The organism is Rhizobium sp. BG4, assembly GCF_016864575.1.
Taxonomy (GTDB): domain Bacteria; phylum Pseudomonadota; class Alphaproteobacteria; order Rhizobiales; family Rhizobiaceae; genus Rhizobium.
In genome coordinates, this window is record NZ_CP044127.1 from 360,461 (window position 1) to 380,796 (window position 20,336).

The window sequence follows — 20,336 nt, forward strand, 5'->3', positions numbered from 1 at the left end:
GGAATGGGCATGGATCTTGCGTGGGACATCCGAATCCGCTCAGATGAAGTCCTCGGCCGATGGCTTCCGCCGCAACGTCGCCATCCCGATCAAGGGCGCTCCGACATGATGTCGAGAAGCGCCCTTTCCATTTGGAACTTTCGTAGAGAGCGAGTGCCAGGGTACCTCTACCCATTTGCGTAGCGCCGATCTTGGTCTGCAGCAGAAGCAAAAACTGCATCGGCTGAGGCAATTCTTATGGTCGTTCCCGCCGGACTACGTTTGACCTCTGTGCGGCGAGCGGGCAGCCCATCAGCAGGGCCGCCAAACCTCGTAAATCCAACTGACGCAGGACACTCCAGCGACCTGTAATGGAGTTCGATCGATCAGTATGTCACAGCAGGGGAAGACGACCGGTACGGTAGCGGACCAATCCTTGCCCTCCGGCCCGAGCGTGGTAGTGTGACTGTGCTGCCGTCGAAAAACGCTGCATCAGACCGCTCCCTTGAAGTTGCCCTACAACTGACCCAAAGGAGCGGTCTTTTAGCGCGTCTTAAGCGATCCTGTTCATCCAGTCTTATGTGTCTCGCCGTCCCTCTCTGGCTCGCGTGCTTTGCCGCAGCAGCCTTTCTCCAAAAGCGAATCTTACTCTCAGCGGGTTCCGTCATGCCGGGATTATGTCCGCGAATGCTGCCCTCGTCTCGGCTCTCCCATCTAAATCCACGAAAACAGAGGGTTGTTTCATCTTCGCGCCTCCTAAGGAACTAGGATCCTTGGCCCGGCGGCCCCGGCTTAGCTCAGACATCAGCAACAAGGATGGTTGTTCGCAACCGTACGGCATCGTTTTTATCTTTCGCGCGTTTTTAGGAACAGTCAGCGGAGAAAAGACATGACCAACCGGGTAGCAATGATCACCGGAGCCGGATCGGGAATAGGTCGGGCGGCTGCCTTGACCTTGGCACGCGACGGCTACTCTATTGGCGCCTTGGGTCACTCTCACCGCGAACTCGCTGCCGTCGTTGACGATATCGCGGCTCTGGGAGGCAATGCGATTGCGCTCGATGCCGATATTTCTGACGAGAGGCAGATGGAGACGGCGGTTTCCTCTCTTGTAGACATGTATGGCAGGCTTGATGCCGTTGTTGCCAACGCGGGAATAAATGGTGCCTGGGCGCCGATTGATAGTCTTACGCTCGACGAATGGAACAGGACGATATCTGTCAATCTCACTGGCACATTTCTAACGATTAGGCAGACGGTGCCATTTTTGAAGAAATCGGGTGGTGGCGCGATCATCGTTGTGTCCTCGATCAATGGAACCCGGACCTTCACCACCCCCGGAGCGACAGCATACACGACCACGAAAGCGGGACAGGTCGCTATGGTTCAGCAGCTATCATTGGAGCTCGCCCGTCACCACATCAGGATCAATGCCGTCTGCCCGGGCGAAATCGAAACCAACATTGGTTCCAACACAAACCTCCGGCAGAAGGATGATACAGCCATACCCGTCATCTGGCCTGAAGGACAGGTACCGCTGACTGGAGGAAAGCCCGGTCGAAGTGAAGACGTTGCCGAGGTCATCGCGTTTCTGGCATCTGACAGGTCGCGACATATCACCGGCTCTCCGATCTGGGTCGATGGAGGCCAAGGGCTACTTCGATGACAGTTGAATCAGAAATAGAGTTATTGCGAAGTCAAAGCGAGCGGCGCCTCGATCGATCCATTTGACTACACCGAAGGCCGGCTGGGGCGAGACCGAACTTAGCGCTCGCGAAGGGATGAACGGCTGCAATCTTGTGTCGCGTGTCCAGTCTTCTCACAGCTTTTGCATCCAATCAGATACGCGACAAGTCGATTGTCGCGACTTTACCCAAAACTCGCCCGAGGTCTAGCCTTGGGCCACGCCATTAACGACGCGCAGTCGCAGCCGGAGCGAAAAAGTTATCGCTCCCGGTGGAAAGCCGCCTTTCCATCGGCCCACAAGGGCTTGACATCAGGAATTGGAGTAGAGGGAAATTAAGGCATGGACGAGCCGGACGGCAATGATTGCTGCGCCCAGTGCACCGACGCATAGAAGTCCAATGCCAATTTCGCGGACGCCCATGTCTACCCCTGCAACAAGAGGCCCCGGATAGTGCTCGCTCACCACGACGATGAGAAAGATCGATATTGCGACGCAGATCAAAAAGCCAAAGCTGAGATATGTCAGAAACCTGTGCATCACTTCTCGCGTCAAATCTTGCTTAATCAACGACCGCATTATCATGCAAAGTAATGATTTGCTACAGCCTCCCACCCGTCTTGCGGAGACAGCCGCTAATGCGGGTGCCCTTGCGCTGAAGCGGTCTACCCAAGGCTAGGGTTACTCGGACGGCCGTTGTCTTCGCAGCGCGCAGTTCTCCAGATTGCCGACGGTCCCCGCTCGCTCGTCGGTCGTTTGCTGCGTCAGGTTTCAATCAACCGACTGATTTTGCCCATCAGGCTCCACCCACATTTCCAAGGAAGTTTTCGCGAGCGCTCCTCGTTCAGGCCGCTCATCATACAGGCCGGATCAACTGTCTCGACCCTCCCGAGGGATGGTCGACACAGTCGCGAAGGACATTCAGGACGGTGGAAGCCCGGGAAAACTTAAGGGGCGCGTCTGTACGCAATCGGACGCGCAATGTCTCACGGTTGAAGGTGCTGCCGAAGCTGCCCACCTATCAGGTGACCGGAAAGGATAGTCAACATGTCGGGCTATCGCGGACGGGATCCATTCGCAGTTCCAAAATTTTCCCTGACGCTGCCAGAAGCATGCGTTGAGAACACCTGCGCCGCCGGCTCCGCCTCGCGGGGCTCATTTAACAACGGAGAAACGTCTATCGCCGCCCGGTTCTTTTTCGACGTCAACATGGCGTCGCGACGTGTCCGCGATGAAGTGGGGTGCATGTTTCCGGATGTCGGCGCCGCTATTACGGCTGCGTTGGTCGATGGTCGCAAGATACTCGACGCTCTCGGTTGCCGTTGCCGTGGTTTAGACGGATTAGTGTTCGAAATCAGAGACCCGACAGGCGCGATTGTCGCGCACGTTCCCTTCGAGATATAGCTTTCTCGTTTGCTGCAGCGTCTTTTCGAGACAGCAAATTCAGGTTCCTCGCTGAGACTGCGGAGCAGCGGCGGAGCCACCGCACATTGGCTTGATCTCTGCGAGGTCGGGTTCAGATGCCAAGAACGCAGTCACTACCGTTCAACTCTGGCGAGGCCTTGAACACGTGCTCAAAGATGTCGGTTCGCGTACCCTGGACGCTATCGCGCGACATCGATCGCGGCGACGACGCTGGGGCTGAGGTAGCGCCTGTTTGACCCTCGGGGGACGCAGGTAGGAACACTGCCGGTCGATCTGCTCACGAGTTCTAGGCGTTTCCCGATATTGTCTGACATCGCAGTGATTGCGCAAGCGCCTCGCGCCTCGGGCATTTACGCGACTGTTGTCCCAGCTTGATGTAAGCGTCGGAACAAGTTGCTTTTTTCGAAGTTTCGTCCTGGCAACAACAGGAGCTTTCCATGCAAAAGATTACGACGTTTACCGCCGCCATGCTGCTGTCGGCGACGGTCGCCTTTGCCCAGAGCGAGACACCGTCGACCTCTCAGACGACCCCGGCCGTAAATACCGAGCACAATCCCGGCGCGCCTGTGGCTGGTAAGAACAGTTTCACGGAAAGTCAGGCGAAGTCACGTATCGAGGAAGCCGGCTTTTCGGACGTTATGGGACTGAAGCTCGATGATCAGGGCGTCTGGCGCGCAACAGCCAAAAAAGACGGCGCTGATGCAGCTGTCTCCCTAGATTTTCAGGGCAACGTGACACTCGCCAAGTAATGGACCGTTGAAGGAGATGATCAAATGAGAACTGTTACCGGACTGTATGACAGCTACGATGATGCCCGGTCCGCCGTCACGGCCCTGGAAGAAGCGGGTGTCCCTTCCGATCACATCAGTATTGTGACGAACAAGGCGAATGGTGTTGATGTCGAGGGCCAGGGTTCTTACGCAGGCGAAGGTGCGGGTGCCGGTGCTGGCGTCGGCGCTGTGGCCGGCGGCGCCGGTGGCCTGCTTACCGGCCTCGGCATGCTTGCCATTCCAGGTGTTGGCCCCGTCGTTGCTGCGGGATGGCTCGCAGCAACGGCTGCAGGCGCGGTTGCCGGCGCGGTGGCCGGCGGCGCGGTCGGCGGCATTGTCGGCGCGATGATCAGCGAAGGTGTCCCCGAGGATGAAGCCAACTTCTATGCTGAAGGTATCCGCCGTGGCGGCTCCGTTGTGACGGCAAAGGTCGAGGGCAGCAAAGCCGAAGTTGCGCAGTCGATCCTGTCGGCATCCCGCCCGGTCGATTATGTATCCCGTCGCACGAGCTATCAGCAACAAGGTTGGAGCCGCTTCGACGAAAGTGCCGAACCTTATACGATCGAGCAGATCGAGGCGGAGCGCCAGCGTTACCGCCGCGGCTGAAGGTTGAAACATCCGTCGAGCGGCCGATAGCGGCCGCTCGACACGTCCCACAGGTAGCCGAAGGCGAACCTTCCCTTAAACAAGTGTCGCCTGGACGGGAATGTCTTGTGTGGCCAGTCGGGCCGGACGGATTGCCTGCAGGTGGCTTGCTAAAGTGAAGCCATGACCGGTGTTCCATCTTTCAGCGTATGAACGGGCCGGCAGTGATACCACCCAGTGGAATACAACCTTGGGATTTCGGCGCTTTCCCCGGTCCGAAGTGAGAGCAGCGCCTGGCAAAGCGGCCCGGGAAAAGCCTTCTTGTTTCCTACGAACATCATGAGCGTCCAAGTGTTTGACGCGCAGCGCATCTTGACTGGCAGTGCGTCTAACGCGGAAGGCAACCAGACAAATAACCCCACCTGTCGCACATAAGCGCTGTTGCTGATCGATCAATTCTTTACCGCAGGCGCCGTTCGACGGTAGACTTGCCTGACCAACGGGGATCACACGCTGCCCCGGGCAATCGTCCTTGGAAGCTAAATTACGCTCGCCGGCGCTTGAGAAGGTAATCCAGGCCGCCGGCGCGGAACCAGCGGAAGCCATAGGGTTCGTGAACCATATGATGGCGTCGGTCGTGGTTAGCACGGCTGTCGTGCCCATCCAGTATGTCGATCAGAGGGCCGTCATTATTGTCCTGCGGAAGGCGGAAAGCAATTTCAACCGGCCTGTCGTGGAAGCTGTGTATGACTATCACAACGTTATCTCTCCATGCGTACCGAAGAATCAGCACGCCCGGATCGCCGCAGTCGACCGCACTACAGGTGCCCCACCCGATCTCAGGCGCTTCTTTGCGCATGCGGACCATACGCTCGGTCCAGTTCAGCATGGATTCGGCGTCACGACGCTGAAAGGCAACGTTGACATGTCCATAGCCGTAAGGCCCCTCGCTGATAACAGGAAGAACGGGTTTTTCACTCTTTGTGAAACCGCCTTGTGGCTCGTTTGACCATTGCATGGGGGTGCGCGCGCAATTCCGTTCTGGAAGCGTCAGATCGTCTCCCATACCAATCTCATCACCGTAACGCAGCACAGGCGTCCCTGGCAGCGAGTACATGAGGCTGTAAGCGAGTTTCAGACGACGAATGTCTCCCCCCAGCATTGGAGCCAACCTGCGGCGGATGCCGCGATCGTAGAGTTGCATGCCCTTGTCCGGTCCGAACGCATTGAACACGGTTTGCCGCTGGCTTTGGGTCAGTCGCCCGAGATCGAGTTCGTCGTGGTTGCGTAGGAAGATGCCCCACTGGCCAGTCTTGGGAAGCTTCTCCGTATCCTTGAGCGCCTTTACAAGCGGACGGGTATCTGCGCTTGCCATCGCGTAGAAGAGTGCCTGGTTGACATGGAAATTGAACATCATCTGCATTCGCTCGCCGTCATCGCCGAAATATTCGATGTTTTCCTTCGGCAAAACATTGGCCTCGGCGAGAATCACGCTGTCTCCCTTTCGCCATTGAAGAAACTCGCGGAACGTTCGAAGCATGTCGAACTGCTCCTTGGGCTGGGCAACGTCGGCGCCCTTCTCGGAGATAACAAAGGGCACCGCGTCCATGCGAAAACCCGAAACACCGAGCTGGATCCAGAAGCCCATGATCTTCAAAATCTCTGCCTGGACAAGGGGGTTCGCAGTGTTGAGATCCGGCTGGAACTCGTAAAAGCGATGGAAATAATACTCGCCGGATTGCTTGTCCCGTGTCCACGTTGACGTCTGCACTCCGGGAAACACCATCCCCTCGTCCGCGGCCGCCGGTTTCGTCTTCGACCATACATACCAATCGCGGTATCGCGACTTCTTATCGGCTCTCGCCTCCTTGAACCAGGGATGCTCGTCCGAGGTGTGATTGACGACAAGATCAATGAGAACGCGAATGCCGCGCTGTTTTGCGCCATGCGTGAATTCGACGAAATCTCCGAGCGTGCCGTAGCGTGGATCGACGTTATAATAATCGGAGACATCATAGCCATCGTCGCGCCCGGGCGACGTCTGGAATGGCATCAGCCAGATCGCGGTGACGCCCAGTCCGGCGAGGTAGTCAAGCCGGCGCTGCAGGCCCTCAAAGTCGCCGACGCCGTCACCGTTTGAATCCATGAAAGTCTCGACCGACAGACAATAGACAACGGCGTTCTTGTACCACAGATCATTGATCACGCGTTTTTCTCCGCAGGCTCTTTTCGTCGAGACCTCCGATTTCGATCTCTCTTCTTCAACACGAGCTCGCCCGACGTCCGGTGTGGATGCCATGGCCAAGCGAGTTGCTTTAGCGAGCGGCAGCGTGGATGGCACCAGCGTCGCCGAAGATGCGGTGAAGCACTGCCGCCTGATCGCTTCTCGGATCGACCGAGACGGCGATCTCACCACGAAGGGCGGCATCCATCCTCGTCTCGTGGTTTGCCGATGCAGTGTCACCACCGCTCTGGATCTTACCGGCACTGTTGGACCGGCCGACGGCCTCGAGGAAAATGGCGGCTCGGTCCAAGCCTGCTTTTTGAACCATGTGCTGAACGGCAAGGTCGGCGGCTTCCCGCGTCTGAAAAGTTGCGACGACGGTCTTGGTGTTTTCGTCTGACATCCCGATCTCCCTTTGGCTGTCAACGTAATGGCTGTCGCGAATGTTCCAGTCACCGGGAAAGTTCGCTCGCCGTCCAGATTGAATCTGGTGCCGATCCTGGCAACAGGCAGGCTTCAACTCAACTGTCCGATTTCAGACGGAGCCTTTTCACGGCAGTCCGATTCTGTAAGCTCAACGGGCTGGTGAGTCTGGATTGCTTGTCGCAATCCTCTTCTCTGGACTGTGCCCGCTGCTTGTCCCCCAGGAAGGCAGCGGGTTTTTTCCTCGGGTCGAGCGCGTTCAGGGCGTTGCGACGGCTAGCCGTTGTGGCCGTTGCCTTTGCATGTCTATCGGGATTGCGGAAAAGAGCGCCGCTTCTTCCAACGGCGCTTAGTCTGAGGTTATCAGGCGAGGCCCTGCGGTGATGATCGAAGAGCGATCTATGAACCTTTATCAGCGAATGGTTCCCAGAGGCCTTAAGCTGATCAACGGCGGAGGTTTTTCGAAAAGAGAGAGGGCGAAACCGGTTTGGCGAGTTGCCGGCATTTTTTCGCGCCCACGCTGGTGCGCTAGGTCGAATTGCCCAGTCCTGCCACCGGCCGCAAGCTGACGTTGGGCTGCCTAGCGTGAGCAAAGGCAGGGACACCCCGCGACGTCCGTTGCAATAGCGAATGGAACGGTGCGGAAATCGCCCCGCCGTTCGAAGAAGAAAAAGCCTCACGCTGGAGTGTGAGGCTTTTTCAAAGTTGCGGAAAGCACAACTGGATACGTTGTTGAGGGTTAACGATCCATATCACTAACGCGGGCTGGATCAGGAAGTTCCGTTTGAGGGACCTCCAGGTTCGCACAAACCGGTTTTTTGAGCTCCTTATCTCTGGCGGCATCGCTTTGGCTCAACCCTATCACGCTTCCTGGCAAGACGATAACAAGTCCCGAGGGATGCGGCTTTTCGCAACGGTCGCCACGCTCGCAGCAATCTGTCTCCGGAAGAGCCCGACGACTGCGATGTTTGTACGTCCGCTGCCGACAGGTGAGATCGCCCACATGCTGCAGCCAGCGGCGGTTATTTTTTATCGCTTGGATATTGATTTGGCTTTAGCAGGCGCGACAAATGAGCGGTATTTCGGGCCAGAGCAGAAATCATCGTGTTGACTGCGCCGGGGATCTCCTCGAGGTCGACAAAGTTAGTCGAGCCCATCGCCTCGCCAACCCAATAGGCTAACGCATTGGCCGGGATGGTAAAGCCGACATCGTTTAGAGCCTGGAAGAGTTCTGCCGAAACATGATGGGCGCCGTCTTCGTTTCCGACAACGGCGACTGCGGCGACCTTTCCGTAGGAGACCATCCGGCCGTGAGCGTCTGTTTCTTCGAGGAAGGCGTCCATCCTCTCCAGTGTGCGTTTACAAATGCTGGAAGGCTGACCGAGCCATATCGGTGTGCCGATGATAAGGATATCGGCCGCGAGCACCTTGGCCCTGATATCCGGCCAGGCGTCCCCATCCCCCTCGTTAGAGGTTACGCCTGGTTTGATGTCGTAATCGGCCAAGTGGATTATCTCGGTTTCGACATCGTGCGTCTCAAACTGCGAAGAGATCAGCTCAAGAAGCCTTCCGGTCGACGACTGTTCGAAAGAGGAAGACGGTTTTAGGGTGCTGTTGAAGGCAACTGCTTTCATTGGCATAGGATATCCTCGCGATTGGGAAATTGACCGATGGCCACCTCTAGGCCTCGACCCTGTGCAACATAAAGGCCGGACCAACCAGTCGGTTCCCCGAAACGCTCCGATAATAGAAGTGGTCGTCCACCCTGCGTTTGCCGGACTTTGGACAGCAGTTTACCGCGGCCGAACGGTTGCAGCTGCGCCAGGTTACCTCCTCGCGCGATGGAACATCGCGCTCTTTCCCCGGTTTGGCAGAAGGAAATACGTCCTGGAGATTGGAAAAATGACAATGACTGTCGGCGACTTCATCGTGGAACGGCTGCACCAATGGGGCGTTCGTCGCTTGTTCGGATATCCGGGGGACGGTATCAACGGCGTCTTCGGTGCTCTTGCTCGCGCGAAGGCAAAATGGAGTTCATCCAAACCAGGCACGAGGAGATGGCCGCTTTCATGGCGTCGGCCCATGCAAAATTCACTGGCGATATCGGAGTTTGTATAGCGACATCAGGACCTGGTGCAACCCACCTCCTCACCGGCCTGTATGATGCCCGGCTTGATCATCAGCCGGTTTTGGCCATCGTCGGGCAGCAATCCCGCGCTGCAATTGGTGGCCACTATCAACAAGAAGTCGACCTCGCCTCACTCTTCAAGGACGTTGCCGGCGATTTTGTTCATCAAGCCGCTACACCAGCACAAGTGCGACATCTCATCGATAGGGCAGTCCGCATCGCCAAGGCCAACAGAACTGTCACGGCAGTTATCCTTCCCAACGACCTCCAGGACCTTCCCTATGAAGAGCCCCCTCGCAAGCACGGCACGGTCCACTCCGGTGTCGGTTTCAGGGCTGCTCGCACCGTACCACATTTGGAAGACCTGCAGGAAGCCGCCGATATCCTCAACCAAGGAGAGCGTGTAGCCATTCTCGTGGGAGCGGGCGCCCTGGCGGCGACAGACGAGGTTATCGCCGTTGCCGACCGACTGAACGCCGGTGTAGCAAAGGCCCTGCTAGGTAAGGCTGCATTGCCAGACAATTTGCCGTGGGTCACCGGATCCATTGGCCTATTGGGGACGGAGCCCTCCTGGGATTTGATGCGTGACTGCGACACGCTTTTGATGATCGGCTCCGGCTTTCCCTACTCAGAGTTCTTGCCCGAGGAGGGCAGCGTGAAAGCGGTACAGATCGATATCACCCCCAGCATGCTGTCATTGCGCTACCCGATGGACACCAATCTGCAGGGGGACGCTGCGCAAACCCTCAAAGCACTTCTACCACATCTCAGACAGAAGGAGGGAGAGTGGCGCAAGAGTATTGAGGCGAAGGTCGCGAAATGGTGGAAGACGCTTGAGGAGCGGGCACATGCAGATGCCAACCCGGTCAACCCTCAGCGTGTCACCTGGGAACTTTCACCCCGGTTGCCTGATGGCGCCATCATCACCAGCGACTCCGGATCGTGTGCCAATTGGTATGCGCGGGATTTGAAGATTCGCCGCGGCATGATGGCCTCTTTGTCGGGAGGGCTCGCATCGATGGGAGCAGCTGTGCCATATGCCCTCGCTGCGAAATTTGCACATCCCGACCGGCCCGTTATCGGGCTGGTGGGGGACGGCGCGATGCAGATGAACAACATGTCCGAACTCATCACCATTGCGAAATATTGGTCGAGCTGGGACGACCCTCGGTGTGTGATTTGCGTTTTCAACAACGAAGACCTCAATCAGGTGACGTGGGAGCAGAGGGTCATGGAGGGTGACCCTAAATTCGAAGCGTCCCAAAGCATTCCAAACGTCCCGTATCATCGCTTTGCGGAAATGATTGGACTAAAGGGGATCTATGTCGACCGCCCAGAAAATGTCGGGCCGGCCTGGGATGAGGCGCTGTCGTCTGACCGGCCGGTGCTGCTCGAGGTCAAGACGGACCCGGAGGTCCCACCGCTGCCCCCACATTTAACCTTCGAGCAAATGAAGAAGATCACTGAAACACTCGCAAAGGGTGATAGCCGGGAGGCTGGGATCGTCATGGGCACCATGCGACAACTGCTTTCTTCCTTCTGGCCCGGCAGTCTTGAGAGCTGAAGGAGGCAAATCGAACCGCTGCAGCCAGCGTCAGCGGTCGGCCCCACGCCAGCGAAGATGGCCCACGCCGCAACACGTTCACATTATCGCGCTGCGCCCCGTCGGGACCGATCGGCGCTGCATGGAACAATGGGACGGCATGAAAGTTGCACCGACATGCGACCGATCGCGATGGCAAATAAAGCTTACTACAGGAGAGTTGAGATGACGAACCTATCGACCGAAAGAACCCCCGCACTGTCGACCGACAAGTCAAAAGACACGCTCGTCGGTTTCTTCGACACCCGCGAGGACGCAGAACAGGCGGTAGAGCGCCTGAAGAAGGCCGGCCTGATGATGGAGGCAATCCGCTTCGTGCCTGGCTTCGAGGCAGACAGGGTCGATGACGCAGTGACCGGCGACAACAGCTTCTGGCGAAAGCTTGACGGCTGGAAGATCTCCGAGGACGAGCGGGTCACGTATGCAGAGGGTCTGCGACGTGGCGGTTTTCTCGTGTCAGCAGAGGTCGACGACGCGCACTATGAGACGGCGCAGGACATACTGGACGTTGAGGGTGCTGTCGACCTTGAAGAGCGCGCTGGCCAATGGCGATTGGACGGCTGGGACGGCAACCTTGCCGACGCTGCCTCGGCTTTTTCTGCTAGACAACCAGCGGAGACCAACTTGGATGACCACCGATACGGCACCTTGCTGCCGACCACCAATGATCGCGAAAGCGTCTTTCCGGTATTGGAGAGCACGAGCGAGCCCGCCAATGGAGATTTTCGCCAAACGGGCGCGCGAGGTACGGCTGCGCTGCAACGCCCCTTCGAGAGCTTGAACCAGGGCGACGGGGAAGAGGTCGCCGGCAAACCGTCCGATCTTACCTCTTCAGAAGGAACTAATGGTGATGCCCGGCGTTTTTGACAGACTGCGACATCCCTCCCGCAGTCGTTATCCTGACTTCAACCCTGGCGCCTGCCAGGGTTTTTTTGTGCACAACGCGATGCCAACGTCGACCTCCCTGCTATTGAGGCCGGCACCTGGACGCTCTTTCCTTTTTTCGAGGTCGCCAGCGATGCGGATCCGGCACAAGGTCATCGGATCGAGAACGGGAAGTATTTTGCGTTGATCGTATCGTACACGTCATTGGCCTGGATCTTGTCCAGCGCGGCATTGAGCTTCGCAAGAAGCGTGACATCGTCGGGGCGAACGGCGATGCCCGCGCCGTCGCCGAAATATTCGGCGTTTTTGACGTCCTCACCTTTGAATTCACAGCAACTGCCGGCCTTCGTATTTGCCAACCAGTCGTACACCGCCAACTTGTCCTCGAAGATGATATCCACGTTTCCCTCGGCCAGGTTCTTGTAGAGATCAGGTGACGCATGGACCACACTTGTTTCTACGCCGGGGTAGAATTTCCGCGCGTAGGACTCCTGCGATGTGGCCGCCGTCACCCCAAGTCTCAAATCTTTCAGATCATCGGGCGAAGTGCCGGTGATATCGGCGCCTTTGCGCACGATGAATACGGACGGACTATCGTAATATTTGCTGGTGAACGCAACCTGTTGACGCCGCTCCGCGCTCATGGACATTGAGGAAATGATGGCGTCATATTTCTTTGCCAACAGGTTCGGGATCATACCTGTCCATTCCTGCACGATGAACTGGCATTTCAGCGCGGCTGCCTCGCATAACGCCTTTGCGATATCGACATCGAAGCCCTGAAGATTGTTTTCCGAGTCCAGGTAATTGAACGGAGGAAATCCCCCCTCGACGGCAACTCGCACCATTTCCTGTTCGGCGGCCGAGGAAGAATGGGCGGCACCGACACTCAGCATCAGGCTCGATGCCACAGCCAGCAGTTTGAAGCGGAAAGACGTGTTCGATCTGGTCATCGTGTAATCCATCTGGTTGAGCATCAGAACTCGGACAGTCGAACACGAAACCTTTAAGAAGCTCATCATGCTGACCGGCTAAATTTGCAGTCGCTTGAAAAGCCTTTCGTAATCTATGCCCTCCAGAATTGAAAAATCTGGGAGAGGTACCTTTGTCCGCATATGATTTTCCACAACGTCTGGCCAAAAGAGCAACACGATCGTCAAGTGCGACACTGGCCTTGCTCGCAATCAGTGGGCTGGCGATCCTGGGGCTGGTTTTTGTTGCAGCCCTCTGGGCAGGAAAAGAAAGCGATGCCGCAGCGCTCGACCGTCAGCGAAAGCTGGTCGACAGCCGCTTGCAGGATCAGGTCGACCGTGTTTCGAACGACCTCAGGCTGATGGCGGCCGGATACTCCTCACTTATTTCAGCCAGTGCCTCGATGAGCAATGAGGACGATGCAGGCACGGCACAAGCGTTTGCGACCATGTCCAAGACCGTGTTCGGCTACAACGGGACGTTTTTGATAACACCCACAGGGGACCTGGCCTTCGCTTCGGACCCGGAAACGACCCGACGTTACAAATGGATCCGCCCGCTCCTCCTGCCAATGGTCAGGACCGTCTTGCATGGAAAAGAAGCAGCCGCTGCAAACGCACCGATCCGCGTCGATCTGATGCGCCTGGAAGGCCGTCCGTCGATAGCAGGCATAGCATCCATTGACGCAGCATCCCGGACGTCCCAGCCGTTGCTTCTTGCCGCGTTCCGGTTCTTGGATGGGCCCACCCTTGATACCTTGAGCCGGGAGCAAGGCCTGGCGGGTGCTCGATATGCGCGAACCGCTGATGCAGAGGCGAACGAAGTTGCTTTCCAAATCGAGGCCACGGCGACACATGAACCGATCGGCTTCATTATCTGGACGCCTGACCTGCCTGGATCCCGGGTCGTGGCGCGGCTGACCCCGCTTCTGACGTTCGCAGGCGTGCTGATCGGCGGCCTTTTCTTTGCCCTCATGGTTCGGCTCAGGAAAAGCCTCTTGGAACTTGCTCAGAGCGAGGACCATGCACGCCACTTGTCTCTCCACGATGTGCTCACCGGCTTGCCAAACAGAGCGCTATTTTCCGAACGCTTTAAACACTGCCTCGACGGTCTCCGCCACCATGGCAACCAAGCCCTTCTCGCCCTCATCGACCTCGACAGGTTCAAGGAGGTCAACGACACCTACGGGCATCCGGCAGGCGACGAATTGCTGATCAAGGCAGTCGCGCGCATGCAGGAGCTTCTGGGGAACGCAGATACGCTTGCAAGAGTGGGCGGTGACGAATTCGCACTGCTTGTGCCCGGTGTTAGCGCCGGACGCGATAATGAACTGCTGCTTCAGATCATAAAAACGCTTAGCGCGCCCTTTGAACTTCGGGCAGGCGGCGGCGTCATCGTGCGGATCGGCTGCTCGATTGGTGCCGTCGGTATCGTCGAAGGGACGGCTGAGAGAGGAGAGACCTTACGCCGAGCCGACGTCGCTCTCTATGAAGCAAAGTCGAGCGGCCGCGGAAAATATGTTACCTATGACGTGTCAATGGATAGCCGCGGCAGCGAGAGGGAAAACCTCACAAGGGAACTCCGCAAGGTTCTTACCGAAATGCCAAGTTCGGCCTGCAATGATCTGAGGCCGGAAGATGATGCTGGCAAGCTCGAGCTGTTCTTCCAGTCCGTACACCGCGCAACACGCGGCGAGCCTATATCGGGGGCGGAAGCGTTGGTCCGGTGGCGTCATCCCCGGCTTGGGCTTCTTGCTCCCGACAGGTTCATCCCGCTTGCCGAAGAAGCTGGGCTGATAGACCAGCTTGGCGAATGGGTTCTGCGCAGGGCGGCAGAAGAGGCTAGAGCATGGCCCGAGATGATGACGGTGGCGGTCAATGTTTCCCCCTCCCAACTCCGTCGTCGCGGGTTCGATTCCAAGGTCCTGTCCATCATCGAGGAAACCGGCTTCGATCCGGCGCGTCTTGAACTTGAGTTAACAGAGGCTGCGCTGTTCGAGGTTGATGCCGCCGTCCAGTCAACCTTGGGAAATCTTCGCTCTCAGGGTGTCCGAATTGCGCTCGACGATTTCGGAACCGGCTTTTCGTCCCTTAGCCACCTGCTCCAGATCAACATCGACAGGATCAAAATCGACCGCTCATTCGTGACGCTGCTCGGAAGCAAGGCGGAGGGAGCCACCATCGTTTCGTCCGTCATTGCTTTGAGCCGGAAACTGGGGAAGGCGGCAACCGCAGAAGGCGTCGAAACTGTCGGACAACAAGACTTTCTGATTGCCGCAGGCTGCACCGATCTCCAAGGTTACCTCTATTCCCGCCCCCTTCCCTGCGCCGAGTTCGCTGCGTTGATGCTGACGCCCGACGGAAGATTACGCGGACGGATCTAGGATGATCAAGACCGAGCGACCGCGATAGTCGCGACAGTGGGATCCAGCGCTACAGCCCGATCCCAGGATGCGAGGCGCGGTCAAGCGGTAAAGCACACCTGGTCTTCATCACGATCAAGTTGGATCGGCCCCCATGACAAGGCCTTCGATATCGTGCTTCTGAGTGATCGGGACGAGCTCATCGACAACCCGGCAGACAAGATGATCTCGCGCAACGTCGGGCAGTGCCTCGTACCAATCGCGTGTCACCATCATGTCATGCATCTCGGCATGACCCGCCCCTGGCGCGTCGACCCCCAACACCATGACCGGACGGGCAATGGGCGAGCCATGTTCGGTGCCGCGATGAACCGTCAGTGCCGATCTGCAAGAAATGTCGCCACGTCGTGGATATTTCCGAACGGCTCGCTCGTTGAAGCGCCCCCACAGCGATTTATCCGGAAACATCTCATGCTTCCATTCCCTGCCGTCGTCATACTGTGTGCCTGGAGCAACTTCGAACGGCCCCATGTCTTCGGTCACGTCGACCCCCGTCAGGTTGAAAGCGAGCGAGGTGATCCTCTTTTCTTCATACGTGTCGCGTGGGGATGGAAAATCCCGATGCCACGGCTGGAACTTCGCTCCCTGAAACGGTACATCGAGCCCAATTTCGACAATCTGGTAACTGGGGCCCAGAACTTCGGTGCAAAGTGCTACGACCCATGGATGGGTGATAAGATCGACAAATCCGCCGAAGGCCTGCGGATGTAGCTCGACATACCACCGTCGCGGACCTCGGCCCACCGCGCCGCCTGGACGCTGGATCGCTTCCCAAAAAGCCGTCATCATGTCTTCGCGCATACGATCGGCCCATTCTGGCGCAAATGCCCCCTTCAAGCCGACGATGCCATCCGTCCGCAGCGTCTGTGCATCGTTGAGAATTTTTGCACTGTCGTTCATCGTGTTATCCTCCTTGAACTGTAGGTACGGTAGCGGTACTAATAAGTTTCAGTCAAGCTAATAAATATTAGGTGCGCTTTTGAACGGACGACCACGAGACAAATCGCCCCGCCGAGTGACAATGGCAGATGTGGCGAAGGCCGCGGGCTGCTCGCAGGCAACGGTATCGCTGGTGCTAAACGACGTCACCGAGGTGCAGATCTCTGCCGAGCTCAAGGCTCGCGTCATCCTTGCGGCTCGCGAACTCGGCTACGGGGTGTCAGGGCCGGTCAGACGGTCGGGCCTCGACAACCTTCGTGGAAGTTCCGTCGGCTTCATCGTTGATCAGCTTGCAACGACGCCTGAAGCAATCAATGCAATCGAAGGGGCGCGGATCGTATCGTGGGATCAGGACGTGACGATACTTGTCGCCCAAAGCCTCGACCGTGAAAGGCATGAAGAACTGGCTATCGAGCGTCTGCTTGCGGCCGGTGTGGGCGGAATAGTCTTCATGTCAGTCTTCACCCGGCCGGTTGAATTGAGCCCGGCCATGCGCAGGCTCCCAGTGCCCGCGGTCCTTCTGAACTGCTACACATCGGGGGCGAGTATCCCTCAATCATTCCCGACGAGCTCGCTGGCGGTCGGCGCGCCACTGCTACCCTACTTGACCGTGGCCACCAGCGGATCGCGACGATAACTGGGGAGATGTTTATGGAAGCGGCGGGTCTTCGTCTTGCCGGCTACCGGCTGGCGCTTTCAGAGCGACGCTTGGACGAGGTTCCTGATTATGTTGTGCGCGGAAACTGGACGCCCTCCTCAGGCTATGACGCGACGCGCCAGCTGATGTCCCTGAAGACGCCGCCAACGGCAATCTTCTGTCAGAACGATCAGATGGCACTCGGCTGCCTCAATGCGCTGCTGGACATGGGTCTGAAGGTCCCTGACGATATCTCGGTTGTCGGCTACGACGACAGCGAGATTTGTCGGCAGATAAGACCGCAGTTAACGAGCGTCGACCTTCCGCATCGGACGATGGGAGGGTGGGCTATCGCATCGCTATCATCTGCTAGGGGGGCGAAACAACAGGTTAGAAAAGCCGATTGCGCCCTGGTCAACCGGGCATCGGTGATGCGTATCGGTGGCGATGATCGCCGCACGGCTGAATGACTTCGGCTCTGCCGCCGGCGACCCCGGCACCGGCTCTCGGTTAACATTGGGGCCCGACTGCGTCGCCTCTACGCTTATCACCTCGCTGCATGTCCAGACCGGAGAATTGACTAACCTGAGACCGCTGCGTTGGGAATTGAGCCGTTCGAGGCAACGGGGGCCGATCACGTTTGGAATGACGCTTAAGCGGTTGCCTGCCTCCCTGGGAAGCCGGATCGCTCAAGGCAAGGGTTTCGAGAAGGTTTCCGCGGTAAGTTCCGCAGTAAAGCGCCAGTCGTTCGCCACAGGGACAGTTGCTTGCTGAGATCGAGGGTTTTTATGAACCGGAAGGCGTCATCGCCCTGAACCTTCCGGTATATCAGTAGAGGGATTGAAGCACTGCGCCATCTGCAACGGTTGAAGGACGGGGCATCGATTTCGGTCGGGACAACCGTCTTCGACAAAATTGGCGTAACAGCTGGACGGTTGGACAAAAGTTCTCGCAGTGGCCACTCCGTGACCGCATTCGCCCGCGCCACCTGAAACATAAAGCCGCTGACTCCAAGCCGATCAATCTTCAAAGCAGCGCATCCAGCGATTGTGTGACAGGCTGGTAATGGTCGCTGACGCGTTGGCCTTCCAGTTCGAGCCGCAGCCCGGATTCCTCATGCGGCAGGACGACTTCAGTACGGCAAATGGTGTCACGTCTTTTTGATTCACCGCCAAAGTTCCGGAAAAGCCACCTCCTTTCGCCGGCCTCCGCGCGTCAGGCGTGGGCGTGAGATCGTCTCCACTTCGCCGCTGCCTGAAGCGCGGCTTTGACAACGTCCGGAGTGGCCGGCTTTTCGATCGTCAGCAGACCATCGACCTCCTCGTTCAGTTCAGGACTGCCGGTCACAAAAACCACGCCGATATTCCAGCCGGCGACAAGCGCGCGGGCGATTGCGGGACCTGTGATGCCATCGGCAAGCCGCAAGTCGACCAGCGCAATCTCCGTTTCTGGAGCTATCTCCAGAGCTTCCTGCATGTTGGTCGCGATTCCAACCACTTCAAACCCTAAGCCTAGGGCCACATCCTCGATCGTGAGAGCCACGTCGACTTCATCTTCAACAATCAAAAGCCGCATAGCGATCCCCTTGCTCTGAAACAGCTCATCAATTTGCTGCTATTTCCTGACGCGCTGATGGCACGCAGGCGCGACGCGGCCCGTCGAAGGGCTGATAAGTGTTATCCTTGGCGCGATAAGAGCGGTAGCGTGCAGCGCACCAGGCTACGTTTGCTGTGGCCCGATCCTCGTCTGCACTCTGAGCGACCGCAGATGGCGGTGCGAAGGGCGATACGCAGGTCCGTGTTTCGCCGCTGAAGCTTCGATATGTATTTTCGGCCTCATCGTATGAGCGATATCGTTGCACGCACCAGTCGCGATGAGCTGCAGCTGTGGCCACCTTTTCCTGTACACTATCCGCCTCCAAGCTGCGTTCGACCGGGGTCTTCGTCGCAATCCTGGCACCAGCGTGATCGGTGACGTAGCTCGAATAGACGGGCTCGACCCGCTCATATTGTTGCTTTGCAACGTCTATCCGCACAGGCTCAGAGGTCCAGAGATCAGGCTCGGAGAGTGTCGTTAAATGCTGGCCTTCCGGATTGGACATCACAGCAGAAGCTGCTGAAATTCCCACAATACCGGCGCCGACTGCGCAGACGATGCCAAAGACCAATGAAGCGACTGCTTTCATAGTGCAGTTTTCCTGATGGGACATAAATGGCGGGCGCGGCAGACCCGCGCCCGCCGAACGTCAATTGATGATCTGGACAACTTTGCGCGAAGATGGTTCGACGATGACCCGTTCGTCGTTAACGATCGCGTAGGAATAGGTCGGATTGTCCGGCACGGGCGTGACGACGACTGTTTCAGGAAGCGGCTGACCTACCACGACCTTCTCCTTTACGACGACCCGCGTGGTCGGAGCCGGAGCTTCCTGGACATAGGTCACCACCTTCTGCGGCGGCGGATCGATGACTGTGCCGACCACGGCGCCTGCAACGCCACCCACGGCTGCGCCGACCGGGCCGCCGACGATCGCGCCGGTGACCGCTCCGCCAGCGGCTCCATTGACGGTCGACGACTGAGCGAATGCTGTGCCTGACAGGAGCGCTGCGGACAGGGTGGCGGCTATCGAGATTTTCGTGAGCATTTTTACCTCTCCTTGGACGCGGTCTGATCTGACCGCTGCCAAAGAACGAGCGAGGCGATTAGCTGTTCCCTACCCCCGACCTTGGTCCGAGATTAAGCCACTCGGATGCACCGCCGGACCAAAAAGTCGCCAGCTGAAGACTGGATCCTACTGGTTTAACAGCAGGGGCTACGGTCCCTGATCAGGTTGAAGCTGCTTGGGCTTTGGCCGAACAACATATCTCTGGAGTTTCCGCACGCGTCAGGGGCATCCGAGGTCGCCCCTGTCGCGGTCATCCGCTTTAACGACCGAGCTGTCCGAAGCATGGCATCGTGCCTGTCAATCGCAATCGCACTCTTTTCGGGTTCGGGCGCATGCGGCGTCTAAACGACATTAAAAGATCTGCAGCTTCGAGGCAGCACCCTCTATGGGTGTATCTGTCAGGACAAACGTGCGGCGGAACGCCCACCCCCGCGGCTGGTGTGGCGGCGTCACTGCCGCACCGCTTCACAGCCCAGACAATTCACACTGGCCAGACCACCGCGCGGCCGTTCAATCCAACGCCAGATTTGGCTCTGCAACTCAAGCCGTTTGCCGGAAATCTTCCGGCTGCAGGCGAACGCCCCTGCAGATCAGGCCCCAAGTCGGGCAATGCGATGTGGTGTGACTGAACGGGCTGGCTGGCTCGTCGGGATCCGGATCGCGGACGGGTTCGTCTGCGGGAACACGATCAGGATCCTGCGGAGGTCTGTCGATCGGTGATGGCGATTGTGGCGGGACGATAGGTTCGTTTGGAACAGACATGTTTGCTCTCCTCACGCGCCGAACGCAGCGCATGGTCCCAAGTTCCGGCGCACGGTGAAATTAGAAGGACTAGTCGTAATCAGCGTTGCTGCAGCACAAGATGTCGAGCTCGCCCAGCGGCCAGGGAATTAGGCTCGGTTTTATGCACGAGTTTCCGTTATCCGTCCTCCGCCTCAGGCATCCTTTGCTGGGCGGATCGCAGCGTGAGCCCTCTTCTCGCATCAGCTAGCGTC

General features: G+C 57.8%; 16 protein-coding genes and 1 pseudogene. 10 read left to right on the top strand and 7 right to left on the bottom strand.

What is annotated here, in order from left to right; all coding sequences use genetic code 11:
- Positions 1–868 precede the first annotated feature (868 nt).
- The 4 genes from F2982_RS29445 (at position 869) to F2982_RS29460 (ending at position 4,464) form a co-directional block, all read left to right on the top strand.
- Positions 869–1,645, top strand: coding sequence for an SDR family NAD(P)-dependent oxidoreductase (locus tag F2982_RS29445; protein WP_203431585.1), 777 nt, complete (start codon positions 869–871; stop codon positions 1,643–1,645).
- A 1,065-nt stretch (positions 1,646–2,710) separates the two neighbouring features.
- Complete coding sequence (locus F2982_RS29450; RefSeq protein ID WP_203431586.1) at positions 2,711–3,067, top strand: hypothetical protein; 357 nt, start codon at positions 2,711–2,713, stop codon at positions 3,065–3,067.
- Positions 3,068–3,525: 458 nt separating this feature from the next.
- The gene (locus F2982_RS29455) at positions 3,526–3,837 is read left to right on the top strand and encodes a PepSY domain-containing protein (protein ID WP_112716013.1); all 312 of its coding nucleotides are present in this window, start codon (positions 3,526–3,528) and stop codon (positions 3,835–3,837) included.
- Between the two features lie 24 nt (positions 3,838–3,861).
- Positions 3,862–4,464 carry a general stress protein gene (locus tag F2982_RS29460; protein ID WP_203431587.1) on the top strand — a complete coding sequence of 201 codons (603 nt, stop codon included), beginning with the start codon at positions 3,862–3,864 and terminating at the stop codon, positions 4,462–4,464.
- A gap of 523 nt (positions 4,465–4,987) precedes the next feature.
- Here F2982_RS29460 and F2982_RS29465 read toward each other — a convergent pair.
- The gene (locus tag F2982_RS29465; RefSeq protein WP_203431588.1) at positions 4,988–6,649 is read right to left on the bottom strand and encodes an alpha-amylase family protein; all 1,662 of its coding nucleotides are present in this window, start codon (positions 6,647–6,649) and stop codon (positions 4,988–4,990) included.
- On the opposite strand from F2982_RS29465, the gene F2982_RS32230 reads away from it, so the two are divergent.
- The gene (locus F2982_RS32230; RefSeq protein WP_203431589.1) at positions 6,642–7,067 is read left to right on the top strand and encodes a hypothetical protein; all 426 of its coding nucleotides are present in this window, start codon (positions 6,642–6,644) and stop codon (positions 7,065–7,067) included. The two genes, F2982_RS29465 and F2982_RS32230, sit on opposite strands and share 8 nt — an antisense overlap.
- Before the next feature lie 1,045 nt (positions 7,068–8,112).
- Here F2982_RS32230 and F2982_RS29475 read toward each other — a convergent pair.
- Positions 8,113–8,730: an NAD(P)H-dependent oxidoreductase gene (locus F2982_RS29475; protein WP_203431590.1), complete on the bottom strand. Its 618-nt coding sequence runs from the start codon at positions 8,728–8,730 to the stop codon at positions 8,113–8,115.
- Positions 8,731–8,992: 262 nt separating this feature from the next.
- Between F2982_RS29475 and F2982_RS29480 the strand changes: the two are divergent.
- Positions 8,993–10,782, top strand: a pseudogene (locus F2982_RS29480) (thiamine pyrophosphate-requiring protein).
- Positions 10,783–10,986: 204 nt separating this feature from the next.
- Positions 10,987–11,688, top strand: a complete 702-nt coding sequence (locus F2982_RS29485) for a hypothetical protein (protein ID WP_199629689.1) — start codon at positions 10,987–10,989, stop codon at positions 11,686–11,688.
- Positions 11,689–11,858: 170 nt separating this feature from the next.
- Here F2982_RS29485 and F2982_RS29490 read toward each other — a convergent pair whose 3' ends face one another.
- Positions 11,859–12,602 carry a transporter substrate-binding domain-containing protein gene (locus tag F2982_RS29490; protein ID WP_246777764.1) on the bottom strand — a complete coding sequence of 248 codons (744 nt, stop codon included), beginning with the start codon at positions 12,600–12,602 and terminating at the stop codon, positions 11,859–11,861.
- A 209-nt stretch (positions 12,603–12,811) separates the two neighbouring features.
- Here F2982_RS29490 and F2982_RS29495 point away from each other — a divergent pair, with 209 nt between their 5' ends.
- A complete protein-coding gene (locus F2982_RS29495; RefSeq protein ID WP_203431592.1) occupies positions 12,812–15,061 on the top strand; it encodes an EAL domain-containing protein in 2,250 nt (749 codons plus the stop codon).
- Positions 15,062–15,175: 114 nt separating this feature from the next.
- On the opposite strand, the gene F2982_RS29500 is transcribed toward F2982_RS29495, so the two are convergent.
- Positions 15,176–16,000 carry a phytanoyl-CoA dioxygenase family protein gene (locus tag F2982_RS29500; RefSeq protein ID WP_112715997.1) on the bottom strand — a complete coding sequence of 275 codons (825 nt, stop codon included), beginning with the start codon at positions 15,998–16,000 and terminating at the stop codon, positions 15,176–15,178.
- Between the two features lie 121 nt (positions 16,001–16,121).
- Between F2982_RS29500 and F2982_RS32235 the strand changes: the two genes are divergently transcribed.
- Together F2982_RS32235 and F2982_RS32240 are read left to right on the top strand one after the other, a co-directional pair.
- On the top strand, positions 16,122–16,676 hold the full coding sequence (locus tag F2982_RS32235; RefSeq protein WP_246777755.1) for a LacI family DNA-binding transcriptional regulator: 555 nt from the start codon (positions 16,122–16,124) through the stop codon (positions 16,674–16,676).
- Complete coding sequence (locus F2982_RS32240) at positions 16,598–17,146, top strand: substrate-binding domain-containing protein (protein ID WP_246777765.1); 549 nt, start codon at positions 16,598–16,600, stop codon at positions 17,144–17,146. The genes F2982_RS32235 and F2982_RS32240 overlap by 79 nt, the downstream gene beginning before the upstream one ends.
- A gap of 745 nt (positions 17,147–17,891) precedes the next feature.
- Here F2982_RS32240 and F2982_RS29510 read toward each other — a convergent pair.
- The 3 genes from F2982_RS29510 to F2982_RS29520 are packed head-to-tail and all read right to left on the bottom strand — an operon-like array spanning position 17,892 to position 19,320.
- Positions 17,892–18,251, bottom strand: coding sequence for a response regulator (locus tag F2982_RS29510; protein ID WP_112715993.1), 360 nt, complete (start codon positions 18,249–18,251; stop codon positions 17,892–17,894).
- Between the two features lie 28 nt (positions 18,252–18,279).
- The gene (locus tag F2982_RS29515; RefSeq protein ID WP_148195172.1) at positions 18,280–18,861 is read right to left on the bottom strand and encodes a BA14K family protein; all 582 of its coding nucleotides are present in this window, start codon (positions 18,859–18,861) and stop codon (positions 18,280–18,282) included.
- A 60-nt stretch (positions 18,862–18,921) separates the two neighbouring features.
- Entirely contained in the window at positions 18,922–19,320 is a 399-nt protein-coding gene (locus tag F2982_RS29520) for a DUF1236 domain-containing protein (RefSeq protein ID WP_112715989.1), read from the bottom strand.
- Positions 19,321–20,336 lie beyond the last annotated feature (1,016 nt).

Excerpts from the sequence above, each read along its gene's own strand:
- F2982_RS29445 (WP_203431585.1), top strand. The coding sequence starts at position 869 with ATGACCAACCGGGTAGCAATGATCACCGGAGCCGGATCGGGAATAGGT.
- F2982_RS29450 (WP_203431586.1), top strand. The coding sequence starts at position 2,711 with ATGTCGGGCTATCGCGGACGGGATCCATTCGCAGTTCCAAAATTTTCC.
- F2982_RS29455 (WP_112716013.1), top strand. The coding sequence starts at position 3,526 with ATGCAAAAGATTACGACGTTTACCGCCGCCATGCTGCTGTCGGCGACG.
- F2982_RS29460 (WP_203431587.1), top strand. The coding sequence starts at position 3,862 with ATGAGAACTGTTACCGGACTGTATGACAGCTACGATGATGCCCGGTCC.
- F2982_RS29475 (WP_203431590.1), bottom strand. The coding sequence starts at position 8,730 with ATGCCAATGAAAGCAGTTGCCTTCAACAGCACCCTAAAACCGTCTTCC.
- F2982_RS29485 (WP_199629689.1), top strand. The coding sequence starts at position 10,987 with ATGACGAACCTATCGACCGAAAGAACCCCCGCACTGTCGACCGACAAG.
- F2982_RS29490 (WP_246777764.1), bottom strand. The coding sequence starts at position 12,602 with ATGCTGAGTGTCGGTGCCGCCCATTCTTCCTCGGCCGCCGAACAGGAA.
- F2982_RS29500 (WP_112715997.1), bottom strand. The coding sequence starts at position 16,000 with ATGAACGACAGTGCAAAAATTCTCAACGATGCACAGACGCTGCGGACG.
- F2982_RS32235 (WP_246777755.1), top strand. The coding sequence starts at position 16,122 with ATGGCAGATGTGGCGAAGGCCGCGGGCTGCTCGCAGGCAACGGTATCG.
- F2982_RS29510 (WP_112715993.1), bottom strand. The coding sequence starts at position 18,251 with ATGCGGCTTTTGATTGTTGAAGATGAAGTCGACGTGGCTCTCACGATC.
- F2982_RS29515 (WP_148195172.1), bottom strand. The coding sequence starts at position 18,861 with ATGAAAGCAGTCGCTTCATTGGTCTTTGGCATCGTCTGCGCAGTCGGC.
- F2982_RS29520 (WP_112715989.1), bottom strand. The coding sequence starts at position 19,320 with ATGCTCACGAAAATCTCGATAGCCGCCACCCTGTCCGCAGCGCTCCTG.